The sequence below is a fragment of the Lutispora thermophila DSM 19022 genome (genome assembly GCF_900142105.1).
Taxonomy (GTDB): domain Bacteria; phylum Bacillota; class Clostridia; order Lutisporales; family Lutisporaceae; genus Lutispora; species Lutispora thermophila.
This window is the reverse complement of the sequence record NZ_FQZS01000003.1, coordinates 162,850-185,838: the sequence shown is the minus strand read 5'-3', so window position 1 is coordinate 185,838 and position 22,989 is coordinate 162,850. Positions and strand designations below refer to the sequence as shown.

Genomic DNA, 22,989 nt, shown 5'->3' with positions numbered 1-22,989 from the left:
CTGATACCTATAAGAGCTGATAAACCTAGAGCAGTTCAGTGTTGAAATAATGCAACCATTCATTGGGCGACATTATGCTATGATCTGATATAATATACAAGCACTCTATGTCTTCTGGAGGGATATCATGAAAAATCAAAACTTCTGCATCATATCCCTTTTCTTTATCCCTCCTGATTCTCATATTGTCCTCTAAACTTAGAGAATCCATCCAATATTCCTCAGCTAATTTCTTACCTTGCTTCTCTATAAACTTCTTTGCCTCCTCAAAACCTTTGATATGCTGCAAAATGAAAGGTTCAAACAAAATATTTGCTTTATTTTCATTGCAAACCCAGCATTTTTTAGTATCTACTTTTACCTTCAACAAGGCCGTATGAGAATGCCAATTATGACCTTCCTTAAAATTCATGCTTGCAAAAATTGCCTTTTTTCTTATAACCCAGTTTGGTATATTGTCAGTTCTGTATTGATCAAAAAAACTATGGAAATCATAATATTTATCAAAATAGGTTATCTTATCATCATGATGTATTCCTTCAGCCAAGGTTTTTTCCAAATCAATGATGCTGACTATATGATATAAAGCTCCTGTCACAGAAAAATCCTCAAAAGTCAATAAAGAACCTCCTTATCCTATAAATTACCTTAATATCGATACATTAGTTTTGACCAAATGGAGAAAATTATTATAGGAGGTGTTTAACCTGATTCTCATAAATTGTATTGAAAATTGCATACATCAAAAGGATGGTATGTGTACCTTGGATCACGTAGGGAAGATTTCCAATACCACTTCAACTGGTTGTGAGTTTTATGTAGAAAACAAAATAATAAACAGCGATGCTGCAAAAAAACCTTTGACGAAAGACAAATAGACCCATATATGACAGACAAAACAAAAAAGCAACAAGCTTAAATATAAGTTGTCGCTTTTTCGTATTTCCTGGGAAATATTCAATCTTATATTATATAAGGTCCATACAGAAATACTGTAATAAGTATATCATAAGCAGCAAACAGCAAAAATTCAGAAATTATATGGAAATCAGCAATATTTTTCTTCCAAGATCTGACTAATAAATATGCAACTGCACTTATCATTATCATAATAGAATACTTGATAATGACAGGCTTCATGAAATCAGGCATCTTATAATATGCCAATCCTCTATAATAGGAGTTTGTTGTAGCCAACTTAATTATCATGTAAATAGCCATGGCTATCAGATAATTTAATTTAGGCTTACTGGTAAATTTCTTGATTTCGAAAAATTCAACAATAACAACCCATAATATTGCAGGTAAAAATTCAAATGCCTTTATCATCGCCAAAATAATACCGCTTATAAAAGGAGATACGCTTTCTGCCATAGCAGTTAAATAATCCTCCTTTGTGGGCTTTTCTAAAACAGATGCATATTCTTCTCCGCTTTCTGTAAACCATATATCATATTTGAATTCCCCGGCCGGTCTTAAAAACACTAGAGCCTCATCTTCCTCAACCTTAGCTATATTTATTTCTTTTATAAAATCCATTGTCTTTGTAACAGGCAACTGACTTGTAATAACACCATCTTTAAAGCTAACATTGAGAATCCGGAAGCCACTGCCTGCCTCATCATAATAATCCTCGATAAAAACCGCAGTCAATTGATTTTGCTGAATACCCGGGCATCTAACTTCACTGACATATTCATCATTTTGACTTTCCCTTCCCATGGGTTTTAAAGGTTTAAACTTCATTTCAATTTGATCATTTGCATTCAAGGGTAATGTTGCATATAAGGTTTTTGCAGTCTGCCCAGCATTATTCCATACATTGTTCTCATAAAAAATATATGCATAATCATTATCAAGTCCAATTTCCAGATTTCCTACGCTTTCATTTGAAATCTGCGCATTTTCGACCTTCTGTGCTTTCAGCAACCACTGATTATCGAAAAAGTGTAGATATACAACTTCTTTTAGCATGGGGGAGATTTGTCTAATTGCAACAGTATGAAATATGCCAGAATCGTCTATAGCCGTCGAAACATAAAGAGGTTTTTCAATGGCATATGTATTTCCAAGTTGAACCAAACCTTGTTGGTCTATTCTATAGTACATTAAACCCATGTCACAAGCCACTGCAATAAAATTCTGCCCATCATACTCAATAACATTGAAATCCATTACGTTTTCCGAGATCAAGCTTTTTTCTTCATAGCTTCCGTCAGCCTGTTCCTTTGACATGTATAGCTCAAAATTCTCAGTCCAGAATATATACGGTCCTATGCCTTGATATTTAACCAACTTATTCAACTGAGACCTAGGTATCAATATATCATGTGCTTCACTTATAACTGCCTTATGTTTATCAATAGCAGTCCTAGTAAATCTATCTTCCTTAGCGATAAGTATCCAAATAGCATCTTCATTTATAGCTACGCTTGCTTGCTTCTTATATGGGCTCTTATCAATATACATGCTCCTTGCCCATTTTTCCGAAGTTGAAGAAGTTATCACCTTTAAGTTTTGATATGTATGGAAAGAAAATATAATTATAAAAACTATTATGGTATAAGCAACAGGCATATATCTTCTTTTTTTCATACGACTCCCCCTTGGTTCTCATAATATTTATGTATTTTTTTATGTATTGAAGTAGGGAATGGCATAGCCATTCCCTACCAAAATCTTAGTTCATAGTTCATCGTTCTAATATTTATACATTATGGCATGCTACAAAATGATCTTTATCTATCTCTCTGAATTCAGGGATTTCCTGTGAACATCTTTCTGTAGCATATCTGCACCTTGCCTTAAATCTGCATCCAGGTGGAGGATTAATTGGGCTAGGTACATCGCCTTCCAGTAGTATTCTCTTTCTGGCTTTTTCGACATCCGGGTCTGCAATGGGGATAGCAGACATAAGAGCCTGAGTATAAGGATGAGTAGGTCTCTTATAAAGCTCTGTACTTGATGCCAACTCAACCATTGTGCCTAAATACATAACTCCAACTCTGTCGGAAATATGCTTGACCATGCTTAAATCATGGGCTATAAAGAGATAAGTCAACTTCTTTTCCCTTTGTAGATTTATAAGAAGGTTAACAACCTGAGCCTGAATGGAAACATCGAGAGCTGAAATTGGCTCATCGCAAACTATGAACTGAGGCTCTACAGCCAATGCACGGGCAATACCTATTCTCTGCCTTTGTCCTCCTGAGAATTCATGAGGGAATCTGTTGGCATGCTCTCTATTAAGTCCAACAGTGTGCAATAGTTCATATATTCTTTCCATTCGCTCTTTACCTGTGTATAGGTTATGAATATCTATACCTTCTCCAATGATATCACCAACTGTCATTCTTGGGTCCAAAGATGCATAGGGGTCCTGGAATATCATCTGAGCTTTTTTTGTAAAATCTTTAGCTCCCTTTTTATCTAATTTATGAACATTTATACCATCAAAGATTACTTCTCCGCCTGTAGCTTCATATAGCCTTATTATAGTTCTTCCTGCTGTTGACTTACCACAGCCGGATTCTCCAACAAGACCGAGAGTTTCTCCTTCTCTTATAAAGAAGTTAAGTCCATCAACTGCTTTTAGAATTGCATTGTTGCCTACATTAAAGTATTTTTTCAGGTCTTTTACTTCGATTAACTTCTTGTTCTCCATTATTTCACCCCTCTTCCTTTAATAGGTCTTTCAACCTTAGGTGCATCTGGATGTCCTAACCAGCAAGCTGCAAAATGGTCTTTGTTATATTCCATATCACATGGCTGCTCTTCATAACAAATTTCCATTGAATATTTACATCTAGCAGCAAAGGCACATCCTTTTGGTGGGGCGAAAAGATCAGGCGGTGTACCAGTGATAGGTACTAATTGTTCCTTATTTTCTGCGTCAAGTCTTGGCACTGATTTTAGAAGTCCCCATGTATAGGGATGCTGCGGGTCGTAGAATATATCTTCTACAGAACCGCTTTCAACAACTTTTCCTGCGTACATGACTATTATTCTCTCAGCCATGTCCGCTACAACGCCAAGATCGTGGGTTATCAATATAATGGAAGTATCCAATTTGGACTTTAATTCTTTCATCAAATCCAAAATCTGAGCCTGTATAGTAACATCAAGAGCAGTGGTCGGTTCATCCGCAATTAGAAGTTTAGGATTGCAAGCCAATGCTATTGCTATCATAGCTCTTTGCCTCATGCCACCGCTGAATTCATGAGGATATTGACCTGCTCTTTTATCAGGATTAGGAATACCAACTAGTTTTAACATTTCAACGGCTCTTGTCATAGCCTCTTTTTTGCTTAAATGCTGATGCTTTATCAAGCCTTCAGCTATCTGTTTACCAACTACCATAGTTGGATTTAAGGATGTCATAGGGTCTTGGAATATCATTCCCATTTCTGAGCCTCTTATGGCTTCCATCTTTTTATCGGAAAATTTGGTAATATCAACACCATTAAAAATAATATTTCCACTCTTAATCCTTCCCGGAGGCATTGGTATAAGCTTCATAATGGATTGGGCAGTTACACTTTTGCCGCAACCGGATTCTCCAACTATAGCTATTGCTTCGGCTTTATTCAAATAAAAAGATACTCCTCTTACAGCTTTAACTTCACCTGCATATGTGTCAAAGGATACATGCAGGTCTTTAACTTCAAGTATTTTCTCTCTTTCCATACTCTTACACCTCCTACTTTCTCAGTCTTGGATCAAGAGCGTCTCTCAATCCGTCACCAAATAAATTCAATGACAACATAGTGATACTAATGAAGAATGCTGGTATAAACAACCTAAAGGGATATACTCTCAAAACTGCTGCACCTGTTGATGCCAGCTGTCCCCAGCTTGGTGTAGGAGGTTTAACGCCTAAGCCTATAAAGCTAAGGAATGCTTCTGTAAATATTGCGCTTGGTATTCTCATGGTCAAGCTGACTATTATAACGCCTAAAGTATTAGGAATCAAATGCTTCAATATCAATCTTGAAGAATTAGCTCCCAATGTTCTTGCAGCAAGAACAAATTCCTGTTCCTTCAACTGTAGTATCTGGCCTCTTACGAGTCTGGCCATACTAAGCCATCCTGTTATGGCGAAAGAAATAATTATTGCACCAACACCAGCATTTACTATAACCATGATAAGAATTATGAATATCATACTTGGTATGGCTATCATAACATCTATGAATCTCATTATAATCATATCAACTTTGCCGCCATAGAAACCTGACACACCGCCAACCAATACTCCTATCAATGTATCCAGAAGGGCTGCCATCAAACCTATGAATAAGGATACGCGGGCTCCTACCCATATACGGGCCCAAATATCTCTTCCTAAATCATCGGTACCAAACCAGTGTTCTCTATTTGGAGCTTGATTTGTAATGCTCAAGTTATTATCACTATGATGATATGGAACCATCATAGGTCCAATAATAGACATTATTGTCATTATAATTATTATAATAAGTCCTAACATCGCAATCTTATTTTTCTTGAGCCTTCTCCAGGCATCCTGCCAGTAGGTCATGCTGGGACGAACAATAGATTGGCTTTTTTCTTCATTTATCCCGACATGTCTGAACTTTTCTTTGCTTATTTCCATATCATTGTCCTCCCTTACTTGCCTACTCTGATTCTAGGATCAACTAAACCATAGGCTATATCGACAAGGAAGTTCATCAAAACCAAGAACGCCCCGAAGAATATAGTCAATCCCATAACCATAGTATAGTCTAGATTTTGTATGCTCACAACATAGTGCCTTCCAAGACCTGGAATGGCAAATATCTGTTCTATAACAAAGGTACCTGTCAATAGCGAAGCTACCAATGGACCTAATACGGTAACAACAGGAAGAATAGCATTTCTTATCTGGTGCTTTATGGTTACCTGTGCAGGAGACAGACCCTTTGCCTTTGCTGTTTTGATATAATCCTGTCCTACTACCTCAAGCATGCTGGTTCTCATCAATCTGGCAATCAGAGCCAATGTTCCCAATCCCAGAGCAAAGGTAGGCATAATTGTATGCGCAAAGCTCTTCCATTGAGCGACTGGCAATAGCTTCCATTTTATTCCGAATAGATATTGTATTAAAGAACCCACAACGAAGCTGGGCACCGAAACACCTATTACCGCAATAACCATGCAGGCATAATCCCAGAATTTATTATGATTAAGGGCAGCAACAATACCAAGTATGAGTCCGAGGATGACAGAAAAAACTAAGGAACGAAGTCCCAAATCTGCTGAAGCAGGGAAAGCATCAGCTATTATGTTGTTGACTTCTCTATTCTTGTATCTTAATGAATAACCCATATCACCCTTTAACAAATTGCCCATATATGTGGCATATTGAACAGGCAACGGTTTGTCCAAACCATAATATTTCATCATGTTGGCCTTTATTTCCGGGGTTATCTTTTCGCTTGTGAACGGATCGCCGGGTAATAATCTTATTAGAAAAAACGTCAAGGTTGCCAGAATCCATATAGTAATAAGCGATATTACAAATCTCTTTCCAATGTATCTAACCAAAATTTAGGCACCTCCAAATCTAAATTTAATTTGTGACTTTTTTGTGAAATAATTGTGATTATTTTAAAAATTTTTTGTCTTAAACATGGGACAAAGGTATATGTTAACATATACCTTTGTCTTGCATATTTATATTTCTTTATTTGATTATTCTTCTCTTACAATGTCAGCCATTGTGAAGTCTGGGTCAGCACCTATGAAGTTTCTTACTAATCCAGTTAAGCCGTCAACATGAACCCATGCTCTTCTTCTGAAGTATACAGGAACTATAGGACCATTCTCGAGCAAGTACTTTTCTGCTTCGAACATCTTTTCTGCTCTTGCCTGTACATCTCCTGTAGTCTTGCAGAAGTTGATCAGATCTGTATAATATTGATCTTCCCAACCTGTGTTGTTGTGTCCTCCGCCGATTACCTACAAATCAAGATAAGTCATTGGGTCATCGTAGTCTGGACCCCAACCTGCGAATACAAGGTCATATTCACCTTTATTCATAAGTTCAAGTCTCTGCTTGAATGGAACCTGTTTTACTTCTAGCTTAATTCCAAGGTTCTTAGCTATCATATCCTGAATAGCTTCTGCTGATATTCTTGCGCTGTCTGAATCGTCAGTTAAGTATTCAATAGCAGGAACCTTATCGATTGTTGTGCCTATTTCTGCCAATGCCTTATCCAAATATTCCTTTGCCTTTGCAGGATCTGCATTCTTTGGATAGAATTCCAATGGATATTCATTAGCAAACAAATCATTTACACCAGATAGTAATGGTAATACATATCTTGTGGCTGGATCAGAACCGTTCTTCAAAACTGCATCAACATAATTCTGTCTGTCTATAGCATAAGCAAAAGCTTTTCTGAAGTTAGCATTTCCTATGAACTTTCCAACTTCAGGATTTCTTCCCTTAACATTGAACTGGAAGTAGAATTCTGAACCGTCATAGTAGAATTTAGCCTGACCATTGTCAACGAATTCCTGTACCCTTGCTGCAGGAAGTCCAACGAAGTCAAGATCTCCAGCTTCATACATACCCATTGCAGTATTGCTGTCTGTAACTATTGCAATTTCCACTCTGTCAATCTTTATAGCATCCTTGTTCCAGTAATTAGGATTTTTTTCAAGTGTAAGGCTTTCTTCATGCTTCCATTCAGTCATTATAAATGGTCCATTGTAAAGGATCTTGTCAGCTTCTGCAGCATAAGCTGTGCCTTGTGCTTCAACGAAGTCTTGTCTTACAGGGAATAAAGATATGAAGTTAGTCAAAGCCAAGAAGTATTTAGTAGGTACTGCTAGCTTGATTTCCAAAGTCTTGTCATCAAGAGCTTTAATTCCAACCTGGTCAGGATCTGTGATCTTATTTTTGTTGTACGCTTCACCGTTTTCAATGTAGTAACCTTGGAATGCATATTCGGAAGCTGTAGCAGGATTTAAGAGCCTCTTAATAGCATACTCGAAATCCTGAGCTTTTACAGGCTGTCCGTCACTCCATTTTGCATCTCTTAGGTGGAAAGTATAGGTAAGGCCATCTTCGGAGATTTCCCAGGATTCAGCCATACCTGGAACTACTTTACCGTCTTGAACTCTTACCAAACCTTCATAGAGATGGTTGCCAAGCATAATAGCATAAGTATCTGTAGCTATCTGCTGGTCAAGTGCCGGAGGTTCAGAACCTATTGCGAACCTCAATACTTTTGGTCCTTGTGATGTAGTCTCATCACCAGTTGATGTTCCTGGTTCTTGAGAAGCCTTTGGTCCGCATGCTGTAAGCACTAAGCTGAGTGCAAGCAGCATAACGAGCACCAATGTAAGTGATCTTTTCATCAATTCATCCCCCTTTTTTTTACTTAGGCGTCATATTACGCCAGAATTTAATAATATTATGCAGCAACAGCATATGCTGTACTACAGCAAACTAAAAAAATTGAGTAAAATTAATAGAAACATTACAAAGTTTTTATTTTTTTTAATTATAATTATATTACACGAATATATTGATTTTTTCAATATATTTTATCCACATGAAATATATAAATCAAAATAATTTACAAATTAAGAATAATGCAGCTAAGTAATACCAATGCTTCAATATATTAAACAATTCCAAAATTTTTTATAAAATTATTATGGTATTAACATAAGATATACATGAAATTCATATAACGGCCATTCAAAAGACAAAATCCCTTGAATGACCGTCAAACTTATGAGCTTACTAATCTATTAATATGATAATCCTATGCAATTTAAGACAGCAAATCCTTGAGAATTTTATTTATGATCTGAGGATTTCCTTTCCCTTTAGATGCTTTCATACATTGTCCTACCAAATATCCAAGAGCATTGGTTTTTCCATTCTTATAATCCTCAACGGACTTCTGGTTCTCGCTTAGAACTTTCTTTACCAACTCAACTATAGCTCCCTCATCGCTTATCTGTCTCAATCCCAATTTGTCCACAAGACTCTCTGGTTCTTCACCTGTCTTAAACATTTCTTCAAAGACCTGTTTGGCTCCTGTACTGCTCAGTACTCCTTCATCAACCAAATCTACTAACTTTCTCAAGAATTCTGGCTTTATCCTCAGGTCTTTTAATTCGAGCTCTTTCTCCTTCATTATTCTAAGGACTTCTCCCATGACCCAGTTGCTTATGGCTTTAGGATTCTTATGTCCTTTAGCACATGTTTCGAAAAAGTCGGATAGCTCCTTTGTTAGAGTGAGAACAGATGCATCATAATCAGGAATGCCATATTCCCTCACAAATCTTTTTCTCTTTTCGTCAGGCAATTCCGGTAAATCCTTCTTTATGCCTTCGATCCATTCTTCTGTCAAAATTATAGGCACCAGATCCGGTTCAGGGAAATATCTGTAGTCATGAGCCTGTTCTTTGGTTCTCATGGATACCGTAATGCCTTTTGCTTCATCCCATCTGCGGGTCTCTTGGACAATGGTACCGCCTTCTGAAAGCACCTTCTTATGTCTTTCTTCCTCATACTCCAAAGCCCTCTGCAGTGCTTTCATCGAGTTCATGTTCTTTATTTCCGTCTTAGTACCGAATTCTTTCTGTCCTACAGGTCTTATGGATATATTGGCATCACATCTTAAGGAACCCTCCTGCATTTTGCAATCGGATATTTCCAGATATTCCAGTATACCTTTGAGTTTTTCAAGATACAGTCTGGCTTCCAATGGACTTCGTATGTCCGGCTCTGACACTATCTCTATCAAAGGAACTCCGCTTCTGTTGAAATCAACCAGGGAATAATCCTCTGATTCTGTACCGTGTATAAGCTTTCCTGCATCCTCTTCAATGTGTATTCTTGTGATTCCTATGTATTTTTCTTTCCCATCTACTTCAATTTTTATTTTCCCATTTTTGCATAATGGTGTATCATATTGGGATATCTGATATGCTTTCGGTAAATCAGGATAGAAGTAATTTTTTCTATCCGTCTTGCTATATAAGGAGATTTCACAACCTAATGCCAAACCAGCCTTGACAGCATATTCCACAACTTTTTTATTCAATACGGGCAAAGCTCCGGGATAGCCCATGCAGACAGGGCAGCAATTGGTATTGACTTCTCCTCCAAATTCATTTTTGCAATTGCAAAATGCTTTGGTTTTTGTACTCAATTCCGCATGTATTTCAAGACCTATAATCGTTTCATAATTCATAACTCACACCACCTTACAGAGTCGGTTTTTTCTTAGTAAAATTAGTATTCTGCTCAAAAGCATGGGCTACTTTTATTATAGAAGCCTCTCCCAAAGATTTGCTCATTATCTGCATACCAACAGGCAATCCTTTAGAAAGTCCGCAGGGCACCGATATGGCAGGTATGCCTGCTATATTTATGGGCACGGTGCATATGTCCGACATGTACATTGCCAGTTGGTCATCTGTCCTTTCTCCTATTTTGAAAGCAGTGGTAGGAGATGTGGGAGAAATCAGCACATCATATTTTTCAAAGGCTTCTTCAAACTCCTGTTTAATAAGCCTTCTTACCTTCAGTGCCTTATTGTAATAGGCGTCATAGTATCCTGAGCTCAGGGTATAAGTACCCAGCATGATCCTGAGCTTAACTTCCTCTCCGAAGCCTTCGCTTCTGCTGTTTACATACAATTCCTCCAGACTGCTGTAATCCTTTGCCCTATAGCCATATCTCACACCATCGTATCTTGCCAGGTTTGATGATGCTTCTGCAGATGCAGCTATGTAATACACCGGAAGGGCATATTTGGAATATGGCAGACTGATTTCCTCCACATGGGCACCAAGTCCTTCCAATACCTTAACTCCATCCAGCACAAGCTTTTTAACTTCCGGATCAATACCTTCTCCGAAGTATTCTTCAGGCAAACCTATTCTCATGCCTTTTATATCCTTATTCAATGCCTCTGTAAAATCTCCAAACTCCACATTAAGTGAGGTAGAATCCTTCTTATCATGTCCATATAAGTGGTTCAGAAGTATGGCACAATCCTCCACATCCTTTGTGAAAGGCCCTATCTGATCAAAGGAAGAACCGAAAGCCACCAATCCATACCTGGATACAGCACCATAGGTAGGCTTGAATCCAACTACTCCGCATAAAGATGCAGGTTGTCTTATGGAACCTCCTGTATCAGAACCCAATGCAAAATAGGCTTCATCTGATGCAACAGCTGCTGCAGAACCTCCGCTGGAACCTCCGGGAACCCTCTCCAAATCCCAGGGATTCCTGGTGATTTTAAATGCGGAATTCTCAGTAGAACTTCCCATGGCAAACTCGTCAAGGTTTGTCTTACCTATTAGAATTGCTCCTGCTTCTTTTAACTTTTCATAGGCATGGGCATCAAAGGGAGGCACATAGTTTTCCAACATTTTTGAAGCACATGTGGTTTTTACTCCTTTTGTGGATATATTGTCTTTAATGGCCATAGGAATTCCGGCCAAATCTCCTAACTTTTCTCCCTCTGCTATTTTTTTGTCTATGATTGCTGCAGCTTCATATGCTTCCTCTTTGGTCAATGTCAAATAAGCACCTATCTTATCATCTAAAGCTTCGATACGACTATAGACACTGTCCAATATATCCTTTGAACAAATCTGGCCTGCTCTCAACATATCTCTTATTTCATGAATAGTGAGACTATGCAATTCCAACATTTTCACCTCTCCTTACTCTATTACCTTGCTTACCTTTATGCAACCATACATCTTCTCAGGCGCATTGGCAAGCAAAGTCTCTCTGTCCATAGATTCTTTGATTTCATCTTCCCTCATGACATTTGACATGCCGTTGACATTTATCAAAGGCTCCACATCTTCTATATCCAATTCATTGAGCATACCCACATAATCCAAAACCATGCTGAATTTTTCTCTTACCTTTTCTTCATCTTCTTCCTTGAGTTTAAGCCTGGCAAGAGATGCTACATAATGCAAATCTTTTTTATCTATCATATCATTCCCGCCTTTCTATCCATTTTTTAAAGGTTTCTTCATCTATCACTTTGACACCAAGTTCATTGGCTTTTTGGAGTTTGGAGCCGGCATCCTCTCCTGCCAGCACATAATCAGTCTTTTTGCTGACGCTTCCGGAAACCTTTCCTCCGAAACCTTCTATTATGGCCTTGGCCTTATCCCTTGTGAAATCGGTCAAGGCTCCTGTAAGAACAAAAGTTTTACCTTTGAAATACTCGTTTTCTATAATCTCTTTTTTCTCTGCCTCCATGTTGAGTCCAAGTTTCTTCAATTTATCTATCAAACTCAAATTCTCTTCTACCCTGAAAAATGCCAGAATACTCTCTGCCATCTTGTCACCGATTTCTTCAATGGATACAAGTTCCTCATAAGTGGCTTTCATTACTCTATCCATAGTACCAAAAGCTTCTGCAAGAATCTTAGAAGCTTTTTGACCAATCATCCTTATTCCAAGGGCAAATAAAAGTCTGTCAAGGTTGTTCTTTTTAGATTTTTCTATAGCGCTCAACATATTATCCACAGATTTTTCGCCCATTCTTTCAATCTGTATGAGTTCCTCTCTCCTGTCTTTCAAAAGATACAAATCACCAGCATCCTTTACAAAGCCTCTATCCATCAGCATAGAAATTATCTGAGGGCCTAAACCCTCAATATTCATGGCATCCCTGGAAACAAAATGAAATAAGGCTCGCCTCAATTGAGCAGGACATGATGCATTTGTACACCTTATGACGGCTTCCCCTTCTATTCTCACAGCTTCCGAACCGCATGCAGGGCATGTTCTTGGCATCTCAAAGGGCTTCTGGGTTCCATCTCTATCTTCTTTAACTACTTCAACTATTTCAGGTATTACATCTCCTGCCTTCTGGAGAATCACCATATCTCCAATCATAATGCCTCTTTCTTTTATAAAATCTTCATTATGTAATGTAGCCCTGCTTACGGTAGAACCGGCTATCCTTACAGGCTCCAGCACTGCTGTAGGTGTTATGGCTCCGGTACGCCCTACCTGAACTATTATATCCTTAAGCCTTGTTTTTTTCTTTTCTGGAGGGAACTTGTAGGCTGCTGCCCATCTGGGTGTTTTGGTAGTACTGCCTAATATGTCTCTATACTCCAGATTGTTTACCTTGATTACCAAACCATCTATTTCAAAGCTTAGATTTCCTCTCTTATCTGCCCATTCCATACATTGCTCATATATATCCTGCCAACCTTTACATATTATTAGGTAGGGACTTGTTTTGAATCCAAGATACTTGAGATATTCCAATGCTTCCACATGGGTTTTGAACTCCTTGCCTTTTATGGACTCGAGATTGAACACAAAAATATCTAAAGGTCTCTTTGCAGTTATTGAAGTATCAAGCTGCCTAAGGGAGCCGGCAGCAGCATTTCTTGGATTTGCAAACAGAGGTTCCTCCATTTCTTCCCTTAATGCATTCAACTTCTCAAAGTCCTTTTTGGATATGAATACCTCTCCCCTGACTTCCAGATCCACAGGCTCCTTAAGCTTCAGAGGTATGGACTTAATAGTCTTAAGATTGGCAGTTATATCTTCGCCTCTTATACCGTCACCTCTTGTGGCTCCTCTGACAAAAATACCATTCTCATAGTTCAGCACCACTGTAAGACCATCTATTTTCATTTCCAGCACATATTCTACATCGTCTGTTCCAAGGCTTCGCTTCACTCTGTTGTCAAAATCCCTTATATCACCTTCATTAAACACATTGCCCAAGCTAAGCTTCTGGGTGCTGTGAATGACCTCGTTAAATCCTTTTAATACCTCTCCTCCAACTCTTTGGGATGGCGAATCAGGCCTTAAATACTCAGGATGCTTTTTTTCCAAGTTCATAAGCTCTCTCATGAGAAGATCATATTCGTAGTCGCTTATCTCCGGACTATCAAGAACATAGTACCTGTAATTATGATGATTTATTATCTCAATGAGCTCTTCTATCCTCTTTTTGGCATCATCCATATTATTCCTCCCTTCTATTAGTCACTAGTCGCAAGCCTAAGGTATTCCTTTCGGGTCAGTCGCTGGTCGCTGGCTTCTAATCTCTGGAACCTGTATTAAAGTATTCTTGTGAGATTAACAGTCCTGCACTATTACTCACACTTTCAGAACTTACTCTAATGCTCCAAAGTGCTACCCTAATACCAGTGGCTAGCGACTAGGGACCAGCGACTAAACTTTCATTATCAAATCCTTCGGTATCTCTCGCAAAAATCTTGATTCCATGGTGTAGGATGTACTTCCATAGAGAGTCCTTTCAAAGGCTGATGTAAGATAGAGCTTCTCCTTAGCTCTGGTTACAGCCACATACATGAGCCTTCTCTCCTCTTCCAACTGATGCTCTTCGAAGAAAGCTCTTTGAGTCGGGAAAAGTCCTTCCTCCAGGCCACATATGAATACTACAGGGAATTCCAAGCCTTTGGCACTGTGGATTGTCATCATTGTTATACCTTCCCTGTCCTCCTTCAAGCCATCTATATCTGACATCAGTGCCATATTCTCCAAGAAACCCGTCAGAGAGTTGTCTTCATTTTTTTCCTCATACTCAAGAGCTGCAGAGATCAATTCCTTTATGTTTCTAGCTCTCTCTTGGGCTTCATCATCACCCTTTTCCAACTCTTCAAGATACCCGCTTTTTAAGATAACTTGGTTTATCACTTCAGAAGCGCTTTCATTTTCTGCTATATCCATCAGTTCAGCTATAAGCCTCACAAAATCCTTAATGCTGTTTCTGGCTTTTTTACTTATACCATCTATATTATCAGCAAAAAGTAGCGCCTCATAAAAAGAAACGCCGTTTTGCCTTGCATAGTCCTCCAACTGGTCAATGGTGGCCTTGCCTATGCCTCTTTTTGGAACATTTATTATTCTTTTTATGCTTAAATCTCCTTCCGGATCCTGTATCACCCTTAGATAAGCTATGATATCCTTGACTTCCATCCTATCGTAAAAGCGATGTCCTCCGACAATTTTATAGGGTACTCCTCTTGCCATGCACATTTCTTCAAGAGCACGAGATTGAGCATTGGTTCTATAAAGTATGGCGAAACTGTTAAGGCTTATTTGCTCTTGGAAAGCCAATCTGTCTATTTCTCCTATTATGAAGTCCGCTTCATCTCTTTCATCCATAGCTTTATAATAAATTATGGCCTTACCTTCTCCATTGTCTGTCCAGAGCCTTTTGCTCTTCCTGCCGAAGTTTTTGCTTATGACGCTATTTGCTGCATCCAGTATGGTTTGGGTAGAACGATAATTCTGCTCCAACTTGATTACCTTTGCATCAGGAAAATCCTTCTCAAAGTTCAGTATATTGCCTATATCTGCGCCTCTCCAGCTATAAATGCTCTGGTCATCGTCTCCAACAACACATAGGTTTCTGTGGCTTTTAGCCAACAAGTTTATCAGCATATACTGGCAGTAGTTAGTATCCTGATACTCATCTACCATTATATATTTAAACTTCTGTTGGTAGCGTTGAAGTGCATCCGGGTTATTCTGAAACAACTCTACAGTCTTAAACAATATATCATCAAAATCCAGAGCATTATTTTCCATTAGCTTTTTCTGGTAAAGAGAGTATATATCCGCTACTTTTTTCAATCTGAAATCTCTACCATACCTATCCATAAACTTTCCAGGAGTCATCAACTGATCCTTGGCTTTAGATATGGAAGATATCATTTCTTTGGGAGGAAAATTCTTTTCATTATAATTAAGTTCCTTCAGGCATTCCTTAATAATTTTTGCCTGATCATCTGTATCAAATATAATGAAGTTTTTCTTATATCCCTGAAGCTTTTCTATCTCCATTCGTAAAATTCTTACACAGGCAGAATGGAATGTAGAAATCCACATATCATATGAACCTTCCAAAAGATTTTCCACTCTCTCCTTCATCTCCCTTGCAGCCTTATTGGTAAAGGTAATGGCAAGGATATTGGAAGGATATACATTTTTCTCGTTTATAAGATATGCGATCCTATAAGTTAGAACCCTTGTCTTGCCTGAGCCAGCGCCGGCCAATACGAGCAAAGGTCCTTCAGTATGGACTACCGCTTCCCTCTGCTGCTTATTCAAACTATCCAAAAGATTATTCATCTTAACCTCCAGAAATGTTATCCTTTTTGTTTCATTCTTTTATTTTATAACAACTGAATTAATTGCACAAGCAATTACAGGCGATGGATACTTCCAAGCCTTAAACTCCCCATGAATTACAGTGATAGTTTTTCTTCCTTATTATACAAGAAAGCATACGCTAATAATATATAATTTCCATCAATATTGAAAATAATTCCAATTTCGTTTCAGCATAATGAAATTCTTTTGGATAAGAATATTAATATATCTTTCACGTTGCACAAATGGGCTACTTTTATGCAGGAGGTATACAATGGATAAGAATAAATTCGACAACATAACAAATGCCATAGAACACAACATAATTGACGAGACATACAATGGAATTAACTATCCTATTATTGAAAGAGAGTACAATGCTTACTATTTCCCAGAAAACTATAACCCTGACAATATGGAAGACCAAAGCAAATCAATTGAAAACTGCTTCAAGGAACATTGCAAAGTAAAGGTTTGGAAGAATATCAAAACAAAATAGGAGGGATATCCCTCCTATATCTTCTTCAATACCGCTATAACCAAAGATGATAGTATTAGAAGCGCTCCTATCAATCCACTAAATAGAATTGTCTCATTGAGAATAAAATATGACATTATCAGTGTAAAAAGTGGTTCTCCTAAAAATAGTATTCCTGCACTCTCAGGGCTTGCTATCTTTTGTGCTCTGGTTTGAAGCAAAGTAGTCATCCCTGTACAAAGTATACCTATAATAAGTATAGGAATGAGACCATTCTTTATATACTGCATGCTGAAACCTTCAAAAAATACAACTATAAATATACAACACACAGCTACTACTGCCAACTGAATCAATGTCAGCAATGTATCCTCCATATCCTTGCCATACTTATCCAGAGCCAAAATATACAAAGTATATACAACAGAGGAAGCTATTGCCAGCATATCCCCGAAGTTGAACTTCCCTCCATTGATTCCTGAAATCAGAACCATTCCTACCAATGACATGGCAACACTTATTACAATCCATTTGGAAGGTGGCGTTTTCTTTCTTATGCTTTCAACTAATGGTATAAACAAAACAGATAATGACACCAGAAATCCAGACTTAGAAGCACTTGTATATTTGAGACAAATAACTCCAAATGCATAAGCTCCGAATATCAAAATCCCCAAAGGTATTCCTACCTTAATATGTTGCTTCTTTATCCTGGCCACATTATGAGGTTGCAACGCGAAAATAAAAATGGTGCCTACCACAAACCTTCCCATCAATAAATGATAGGATGGAATTTCACCTATGTACTTTTTGATGATAATAGTTGCAAGGGCCCATGAAAAGGATGCAAAAAGCAACTCTGCATAGGCCCTAAATCTTTTTAACTCTAACTCATTAGAATTAATATCTGTCATATTATTTTATCTCCCGTTCATGTAATAATACCTTATTAATTATAACATAAAAATATAATTAACAATATCCATTAGCCTCAACCCTTATAATGCTTGAAACATCATTCACAACATCTAAAGACTTTATCAATTCAATAGCCTTTCTAAAGCTGCTCTCTTCAACCTTAGAAGTAATCCATACAACTTCAGCTCTTTCTGCTTCCGTCTTTTTTTGAAACACAGACTCTATACTTACTCCATAGTTTCCAAAAACAGAAGCTATCTGCGCCAAAACCCCGGGCCTGTTTACCACATTGATTCTTGTATAATAGCTCGACCTTGAATCTTCAACATAAGTCTTATCAGCAAAACAGCTGCAATTTGGCTTCATATTGTTTCCCAATGCAATCTGCCTTCCTATATCCATGATATCTGCCGCCACGGAATTTCCTGTTGCCATTTGTCCAGCTCCTGGGCCATAAAACATAAGCTCTCCTATGGCTTCAGAATTTATAAACACAGCGTTATTGACACCCTTTACCAGAGCCAGAGGGTGATCCTTTGGAAGCATAACAGGACCTACGCTAATTTCCAGCTTCCCTTCAATATCTTTGGCAATACCAAGAAGCTTTATTGTCCATCCCAGCTCATTAGCATATTCAATATCAATTTTAGTTATCTTAGATATACCTTCTCTTTTTACTTTATTTATATCCACCTTGGTATGAAATCCAATTGATGATAGGATTGCCATTTTGTATGCCGCATCGAAACCTTCCACATCTGACGTAGGATCAGCTTCTGCAAATCCCATGCTCTTGGCTTGTCCCAAAGCTTCTTCATATTCGCTGCCTTCTTGGGACATCTTCGTAAGAATATAATTGGTAGTCCCGTTTACAATACCCATAATCCTGTTAACCTTATCTGTTGACAAAGAAGTTTTTAAGGCTCTAATTATTGGTATACCTCCACAGACACTGGCCTCAAATCCCACACTGAGACCTCTTTCATCTGCTTTCGTGAGAATTTCTCTTCCTCTTTTAGCCATAAGTTCCTTATTGGCAGTTACTACATGCTTGTCCCTGTCAAGAGCCTCCATAATGTAGGAATAAGCTTGTTCCTGCCCTCCCATAAGCTCTACCACCACATCTATTTCAGCATCTCCCAGTATATCCTCAGCATCGGTGGTAATCAATTCTTGAGGAACTTCAACAAGTCTTTTCTTGTTTATGTCCCTTACCAGTATCTTCTTGACTACGATATCCATTCCCACTTGATCTCTGATTAATTCCCTGTTTTTCGTCAATATTTTGTATGTACCTGATCCTACTGTGCCAAAACCCATAATAGCTATTGTTATTTCCTTCTTCATATATACTGCCTCCAAACTTATCCTATATATAAGTGCATATATAAGGATTTGTATATGTGTAACAAACAAGTGTGTACTTATAACAAACATTTTATCAATTTTCAATGGTTTTGGCAATAGGAGAAGTTGCAGATTAAACAAATCTATAACCCTTATGTATATTTACAATATCCCTGAGCACAGAAGCAGCTGCTGCTTTTGTACCGGAAGCTCCTCCTGATATTGTAAGGTCTCCCAATGTGTCTGAAACATATCTTACACCTTTGTTTTTCCCATCTACACCATAAAGAGGATGATCAACTGAGATTTCTTCTAAATCAACGGACATAACAAGTTTTTCTTTCTCCTTCACTGCTTTGCCTACAAGCTTTAGCTTCTTGCCTTTGGCTTTTGCCCTCTCTATATCTTTCAAAGTTATCTCCTTTATGCCTGATACCTTGATATCATTCAAAGTTTTATCTTCTCCCATCAAAACATTTACCAGTATCAACATTTTCATAGCAGTATCCCAACCCTCTATATCCAGTGAGGGATCCGCTTCTGCTATACCTGATTCCTGAGCTTTTTTTAGAGCTTCCTCAAAGCTTATACTCTTTGCTTCCATTTCCTGAATGATATAATTGGTGGTACCGTTTAATACACCCTCAATGGAAAGAATACTGGAGCCCGCTAAATCAAAAACACCAGCATTGATGGAAGGCAATGCTCCTCCCGTGGTACAGCCTATTGCCAACTGGACACCATTGTCTTTTGCTAAAGACTTCAACTTCCCATAAGCAAGCATTATGGGACCTTTATTGCCTGTCACAACACTGATACCACTGCTCAAGGCTTTTGTAATATGAGTCATACCAGGTTCACCGGTGTCCCTACTGGTAGGAGTGAGTTCTATTAATATATCTACATCCTTATTTTCAATAATGTTATCAATGGATAATTTCCTGCTTCCGCCTTCAGGATATTTTGTGATGTCTTCTTCTGATGCTGCATACTTTATAAAATCTTCCTTATTAATGCCTTGAGGATCGTATATGCCACCTTTGCTTCCAATAATATATTTCAACGATATATCAATTCCCTGCGTTTCCAACTCCTTTTCTCTTTCCTGTAGCAGATTTATAAAAGCCTTGCCAACACCTCCGCAACCAATGAGAGCAATATTCATCATTGCACCTTCCTTCAAATAAAGCCACCAAGAACGGATAACCGCTCCCGGTGGCTTTAGTCTTTTGCTTCTATTTGCTATAATCGTAGAATCCTTTTCCGGTCTTTCTTCCAAGAAGATTTCCTCTAACCATCTTTCTGAGAAGAGGATGAGGTCTGTACTTTGAATCGCCAAATTCAGTATATAATACTTCCATTATAGCTAAGCAAACATCATTTCCTATTAAGTCTGCCAATGCCAATGGTCCCATTGGATGATTTGCGCCTAGCTTCATGGCCTCATCTATATCTTCAGCTTTAGCCACACCATCTGCCAGTATTCCCACTGCTTCATTTATCATAGGAATAAGTATTCTGTTTACAACAAAGCCAGGAGCTTCTTCTACTTCTATAGGCTTTTTGCCTACTTTTTCAGATATCTCGAATATCTTGTCTCTTGTTTCCTGAGAAGTGGCTATTCCTTTGATAACCTCTACAAGCTTCATCATTGGAACAGGATTGAAGAAGTGCATGCCTATGACTTTGTCAGGTCTGTTTGTTGCACTTGCTATCTCTGTTATGGATAATGATGATGTATTTGTGGCTAAGATAGCTTCGGGCTTGCAAATCTTATCCAATTCAGCAAAAAGTTCCTTTTTTAAATGAAGCTCTTCAACAGCTGCTTCTATTATCAAATCTGCATCCTTTGCTTCTTCTAGATTTTGAACTGCTTTAATATTGCCAAGTATACGATTTTTTTCCTCTTCTGCCATCTTGCCTTTTTGCACTAATTTATCCAATGATTTAGTAATAACATTCATGCCTTTCCCAGGAGTTCTTTCTCTCATTGTAACCTCAATGCCTGCCTGAGCAAAGGTCTGAACTATTCCTGTACCCATGGTACCGGATCCCACAACAAATACTTTCACCTGATACACCCCCATTAATTCTTAAAGTTAGGTTTACGTTTTTCTATGAATGCAGTCATGCCTTCTTTCTGATCAACACTTTCGAAGCATTTAGCAAACAACTGGTTTTCTACTTTGACACCTTCATCTATATCGGTTTCAATACCTTGGTCAATGGCTCTCTTAGAATTTCTTACCGCAACTTGTCCCTTGGAAGCTATTGTTTTTGCCATCTCTATTGCAGTTTGCAAAGAAGTATTAGGTGGTACAATCTTGTTTACTAAGCCTATCCTTTGAGCTTCTTGTGCTGTTATTGTTCCGCCAGTAAATATCATTTCCTTGGCTATCTTGGTGCCCACAATTCTAGGCAATCGCTGTGTTCCACCAAAACCTGGTGTTATGCCTAAACCTACTTCTGGTTGACCGAACTTTGCCTGCTCTCCTGCTATAATTATGTCACAAGCCATAGCAAGTTCACAGCCTCCACCTAAGGCATATCCGTTAACAGCGGCGATAACAGGTTTATCGATGGTCTCCAGTTTTCGGAAAACTCTAGAACCAGTCTCTGCAAATTCTTTTGCCTCTTCTGGAGTCATGTCCTTCATCTCTGCAATATCCGCACCTGCTACAAATGCTTTGCCTTCACCTGTCAAAACTATAACATATACATCTTTATCATTTGCTAGTTCATCCAGGGCAGCATCCAGCTCTTGCAATACGGATCTATTGAGAGCGTTTAAAGCTTCTGGTCTGTTAATAGTTAGGATTCCCACATTGCCGTCTTTTGACAATGTAAGATACTTAAACTCCATAGAGCGCCCTCCTTTTATTTTTGTTCTTTGAGCTTTTTCACCTCTTCAATGAGCATAGGAACTACTTTATATAGATCTCCAACTATACCATAATCAGCCACGGAGAAAATTGGAGCATCAGGATTTTTATTTATAGCAATTATGCAATCACTGTTCTGCATACCGGCCAAGTGCTGTATTGCTCCCGAAATACCACAAGCAATATAAACCCTTGGTCTTACAGTCTTTCCTGTTTGACCTACCTGATGGTCATGAGAAATCCAGCCTGCATCAACAGCTGCACGAGAAGAACCTACCACTCCGCCTAATGCGTCTGCCAATTCCTGCATCAACTTGAAGCCTTCAGGTCCTCCCAAACCTCTTCCTCCGGAAACAATGTACTGAGCTTCTACAAGATTTACTGTCTGTTTTGCAGACTTAACTATTTCTTCTACCTTAACCCTTAAATCTTCGTCATGAAGATTTACATCTACTTTTTCTACAACGCCTGTTCTGCTTTCATCCTTTTCCATCTTCTTCATAACGCCGGGTCTTACTGTAGACATCTGAGGTCTATGGTTTGGAGTAACAATGGTTGCCATAAGGTTTCCACCAAAGGCAGGTCTTGTTTGAAGAAGAATCCTCTGCTCTTCATCGATATCCAATTTTGTGCAGTCAGCAGTCAAACCTGTATTTAATCTTGCTGCAACTCTTGGAGCTAAATCTCTTCCTATGTTAGTAGCTCCTATAATAACTATTTCTGATTTTTTCTCATTGATAAGATCAGCTATAACCTTAGTATAACCATCCGTAGTATAGTTTTGCAATAGTTTATGGTTTGCATATATTACTTTGTCAGCGCCATAATGGATAAGTTCCTGACATATATCATCAACTTCATGTCCCAAAAGCACTGCTGAAAGTTCTACTCCCAGTTTGTCAGCAAGTTTTCTGCCTTCTCCCAACAATTCAAGAGAAGTAAACATTAATTTGCCCTGTCTTTGCTCTGCATAAACCCATACACCTTTATATGCAGACAAATCCTTTACTTCTTCTTTCTGTTCTCTTTCAACTAATATAGCACCAAATTTGCAGGAGGATTCACAAGCTCCGCAATTAGTACATTTTTCAGAATTTATAACGGCTTTGCCATTATCCATATATATAGCATCAAAGGGGCAAGCTTTTAAGCATAATTTGCAGCCTCTGCATTTTTCTTTTAATATTGTAACGCTCATCCTTTTACGCCTC

At 38.2% G+C, this 22,989-nt stretch carries 20 protein-coding genes; 1 reads left to right on the top strand and 19 read right to left on the bottom strand.

All coding sequences use genetic code 11. The annotated features are described in order from the left end of the window. Positions 1 to 25: 25 nt before the first annotated feature. From BUB48_RS00935 to pcrA, 13 genes are all read right to left on the bottom strand, one after another. Entirely contained in the window at positions 26 to 619 is a 594-nt protein-coding gene (locus BUB48_RS00935; protein WP_073023558.1) for a hypothetical protein, read from the bottom strand. Between the two features lie 344 nt (positions 620 to 963). Then, complete coding sequence (locus BUB48_RS00930) at positions 964 to 2,595, bottom strand: hypothetical protein (RefSeq protein ID WP_073023556.1); 1,632 nt, start codon at positions 2,593 to 2,595, stop codon at positions 964 to 966. A 112-nt stretch (positions 2,596 to 2,707) separates the two neighbouring features. Then, positions 2,708 to 3,664 (bottom strand): ABC transporter ATP-binding protein, encoded by a 957-nt coding sequence (locus tag BUB48_RS00925; RefSeq protein WP_073023554.1) that lies wholly within the window; start codon positions 3,662 to 3,664, stop codon positions 2,708 to 2,710. Further along, complete coding sequence (locus BUB48_RS00920; RefSeq protein WP_073023552.1) at positions 3,664 to 4,686, bottom strand: ABC transporter ATP-binding protein; 1,023 nt, start codon at positions 4,684 to 4,686, stop codon at positions 3,664 to 3,666. The genes BUB48_RS00925 and BUB48_RS00920 overlap by 1 nt, the downstream gene beginning before the upstream one ends. Positions 4,687 to 4,699: 13 nt before the next feature. Then, a complete protein-coding gene (locus tag BUB48_RS00915) occupies positions 4,700 to 5,614 on the bottom strand; it encodes an ABC transporter permease (protein ID WP_073023550.1) in 915 nt (304 codons plus the stop codon). Between the two features lie 14 nt (positions 5,615 to 5,628). Continuing rightward, the gene (locus tag BUB48_RS00910; RefSeq protein ID WP_073023548.1) at positions 5,629 to 6,546 is read right to left on the bottom strand and encodes an ABC transporter permease; all 918 of its coding nucleotides are present in this window, start codon (positions 6,544 to 6,546) and stop codon (positions 5,629 to 5,631) included. Between the two features lie 147 nt (positions 6,547 to 6,693). Continuing rightward, positions 6,694 to 6,834: a hypothetical protein gene (locus tag BUB48_RS18280; RefSeq protein WP_207648300.1), complete on the bottom strand. Its 141-nt coding sequence runs from the start codon at positions 6,832 to 6,834 to the stop codon at positions 6,694 to 6,696. Between the two features lie 126 nt (positions 6,835 to 6,960). Continuing rightward, positions 6,961 to 8,367: a peptide ABC transporter substrate-binding protein gene (locus tag BUB48_RS00905; protein WP_207648299.1), complete on the bottom strand. Its 1,407-nt coding sequence runs from the start codon at positions 8,365 to 8,367 to the stop codon at positions 6,961 to 6,963. Positions 8,368 to 8,789: 422 nt separating this feature from the next. Next, positions 8,790 to 10,220 carry an Asp-tRNA(Asn)/Glu-tRNA(Gln) amidotransferase subunit GatB gene (gatB, locus tag BUB48_RS00900; protein WP_073023546.1) on the bottom strand — a complete coding sequence of 477 codons (1,431 nt, stop codon included), beginning with the start codon at positions 10,218 to 10,220 and terminating at the stop codon, positions 8,790 to 8,792. A gap of 13 nt (positions 10,221 to 10,233) precedes the next feature. Further along, positions 10,234 to 11,691, bottom strand: a complete 1,458-nt coding sequence (gene gatA / locus BUB48_RS00895; protein ID WP_073024026.1) for an Asp-tRNA(Asn)/Glu-tRNA(Gln) amidotransferase subunit GatA — start codon at positions 11,689 to 11,691, stop codon at positions 10,234 to 10,236. Positions 11,692 to 11,706: 15 nt separating this feature from the next. Next, positions 11,707 to 11,991: an Asp-tRNA(Asn)/Glu-tRNA(Gln) amidotransferase subunit GatC gene (gene gatC / locus BUB48_RS00890; protein ID WP_073023544.1), complete on the bottom strand. Its 285-nt coding sequence runs from the start codon at positions 11,989 to 11,991 to the stop codon at positions 11,707 to 11,709. Between the two features lies 1 nt (position 11,992). After that, on the bottom strand, positions 11,993 to 13,996 hold the full coding sequence (gene ligA, locus BUB48_RS00885) for an NAD-dependent DNA ligase LigA (RefSeq protein ID WP_073023542.1): 2,004 nt from the start codon (positions 13,994 to 13,996) through the stop codon (positions 11,993 to 11,995). Positions 13,997 to 14,206: 210 nt separating this feature from the next. After that, the gene (gene pcrA / locus BUB48_RS00880; RefSeq protein WP_073023540.1) at positions 14,207 to 16,132 is read right to left on the bottom strand and encodes a DNA helicase PcrA; all 1,926 of its coding nucleotides are present in this window, start codon (positions 16,130 to 16,132) and stop codon (positions 14,207 to 14,209) included. A gap of 295 nt (positions 16,133 to 16,427) precedes the next feature. Here pcrA and BUB48_RS00875 point away from each other — a divergent pair, with 295 nt between their 5' ends. Further along, complete coding sequence (locus BUB48_RS00875) at positions 16,428 to 16,652, top strand: hypothetical protein (RefSeq protein ID WP_073023538.1); 225 nt, start codon at positions 16,428 to 16,430, stop codon at positions 16,650 to 16,652. Between the two features lie 14 nt (positions 16,653 to 16,666). Here BUB48_RS00875 and BUB48_RS00870 read toward each other — a convergent pair whose 3' ends face one another. The 6 genes from BUB48_RS00870 to BUB48_RS00845 all read right to left on the bottom strand — a co-directional run bounded on the left by BUB48_RS00870 (position 16,667) and on the right by BUB48_RS00845 (position 22,976). After that, positions 16,667 to 17,545 carry a DMT family transporter gene (locus BUB48_RS00870; protein WP_073023536.1) on the bottom strand — a complete coding sequence of 293 codons (879 nt, stop codon included), beginning with the start codon at positions 17,543 to 17,545 and terminating at the stop codon, positions 16,667 to 16,669. A gap of 58 nt (positions 17,546 to 17,603) precedes the next feature. Then, positions 17,604 to 18,896, bottom strand: coding sequence for a homoserine dehydrogenase (locus tag BUB48_RS00865; protein ID WP_073023534.1), 1,293 nt, complete (start codon positions 18,894 to 18,896; stop codon positions 17,604 to 17,606). 133 nt (positions 18,897 to 19,029) lie between these two features. Beyond that, positions 19,030 to 20,175 (bottom strand): homoserine dehydrogenase, encoded by a 1,146-nt coding sequence (locus BUB48_RS00860; protein ID WP_333782531.1) that lies wholly within the window; start codon positions 20,173 to 20,175, stop codon positions 19,030 to 19,032. Beyond that, positions 20,132 to 20,983: a 3-hydroxybutyryl-CoA dehydrogenase gene (locus BUB48_RS00855; protein WP_175548318.1), complete on the bottom strand. Its 852-nt coding sequence runs from the start codon at positions 20,981 to 20,983 to the stop codon at positions 20,132 to 20,134. Before BUB48_RS00855 ends, BUB48_RS00860 begins: the two co-directional genes overlap by 44 nt. After that, the gene (locus tag BUB48_RS00850) at positions 20,983 to 21,759 is read right to left on the bottom strand and encodes a short-chain-enoyl-CoA hydratase (RefSeq protein WP_073023530.1); all 777 of its coding nucleotides are present in this window, start codon (positions 21,757 to 21,759) and stop codon (positions 20,983 to 20,985) included. Before BUB48_RS00850 ends, BUB48_RS00855 begins: the two co-directional genes overlap by 1 nt. A 14-nt stretch (positions 21,760 to 21,773) precedes the next feature. Further along, positions 21,774 to 22,976, bottom strand: a complete 1,203-nt coding sequence (locus BUB48_RS00845) for an electron transfer flavoprotein subunit alpha (RefSeq protein ID WP_073023528.1) — start codon at positions 22,974 to 22,976, stop codon at positions 21,774 to 21,776. Positions 22,977 to 22,989: the final 13 nt, after the last annotated feature.

Coding starts and splice junctions, on each gene's coding strand:
- gatC (WP_073023544.1), bottom strand. CDS start 11,991: ATGATAGATAAAAAAGATTTGCATTATGTAGCATCTCTTGCCAGGCTT.
- gatB (WP_073023546.1), bottom strand. CDS start 10,220: ATGAATTATGAAACGATTATAGGTCTTGAAATACATGCGGAATTGAGT.
- BUB48_RS00930 (WP_073023556.1), bottom strand. CDS start 2,595: ATGAAAAAAAGAAGATATATGCCTGTTGCTTATACCATAATAGTTTTT.
- pcrA (WP_073023540.1), bottom strand. CDS start 16,132: ATGAATAATCTTTTGGATAGTTTGAATAAGCAGCAGAGGGAAGCGGTA.
- BUB48_RS00870 (WP_073023536.1), bottom strand. CDS start 17,545: ATGACAGATATTAATTCTAATGAGTTAGAGTTAAAAAGATTTAGGGCC.
- BUB48_RS00865 (WP_073023534.1), bottom strand. CDS start 18,896: ATGAAGAAGGAAATAACAATAGCTATTATGGGTTTTGGCACAGTAGGA.
- BUB48_RS00925 (WP_073023554.1), bottom strand. CDS start 3,664: ATGGAGAACAAGAAGTTAATCGAAGTAAAAGACCTGAAAAAATACTTT.
- BUB48_RS00875 (WP_073023538.1), top strand. CDS start 16,428: ATGGATAAGAATAAATTCGACAACATAACAAATGCCATAGAACACAAC.
- BUB48_RS00855 (WP_175548318.1), bottom strand. CDS start 20,983: ATGGGGGTGTATCAGGTGAAAGTATTTGTTGTGGGATCCGGTACCATG.
- BUB48_RS00915 (WP_073023550.1), bottom strand. CDS start 5,614: ATGGAAATAAGCAAAGAAAAGTTCAGACATGTCGGGATAAATGAAGAA.
- ligA (WP_073023542.1), bottom strand. CDS start 13,996: ATGGATGATGCCAAAAAGAGGATAGAAGAGCTCATTGAGATAATAAAT.
- BUB48_RS00850 (WP_073023530.1), bottom strand. CDS start 21,759: ATGGAGTTTAAGTATCTTACATTGTCAAAAGACGGCAATGTGGGAATC.
- BUB48_RS00920 (WP_073023552.1), bottom strand. CDS start 4,686: ATGGAAAGAGAGAAAATACTTGAAGTTAAAGACCTGCATGTATCCTTT.
- BUB48_RS00905 (WP_207648299.1), bottom strand. CDS start 8,367: ATGAAAAGATCACTTACATTGGTGCTCGTTATGCTGCTTGCACTCAGC.
- BUB48_RS00845 (WP_073023528.1), bottom strand. CDS start 22,976: ATGAGCGTTACAATATTAAAAGAAAAATGCAGAGGCTGCAAATTATGC.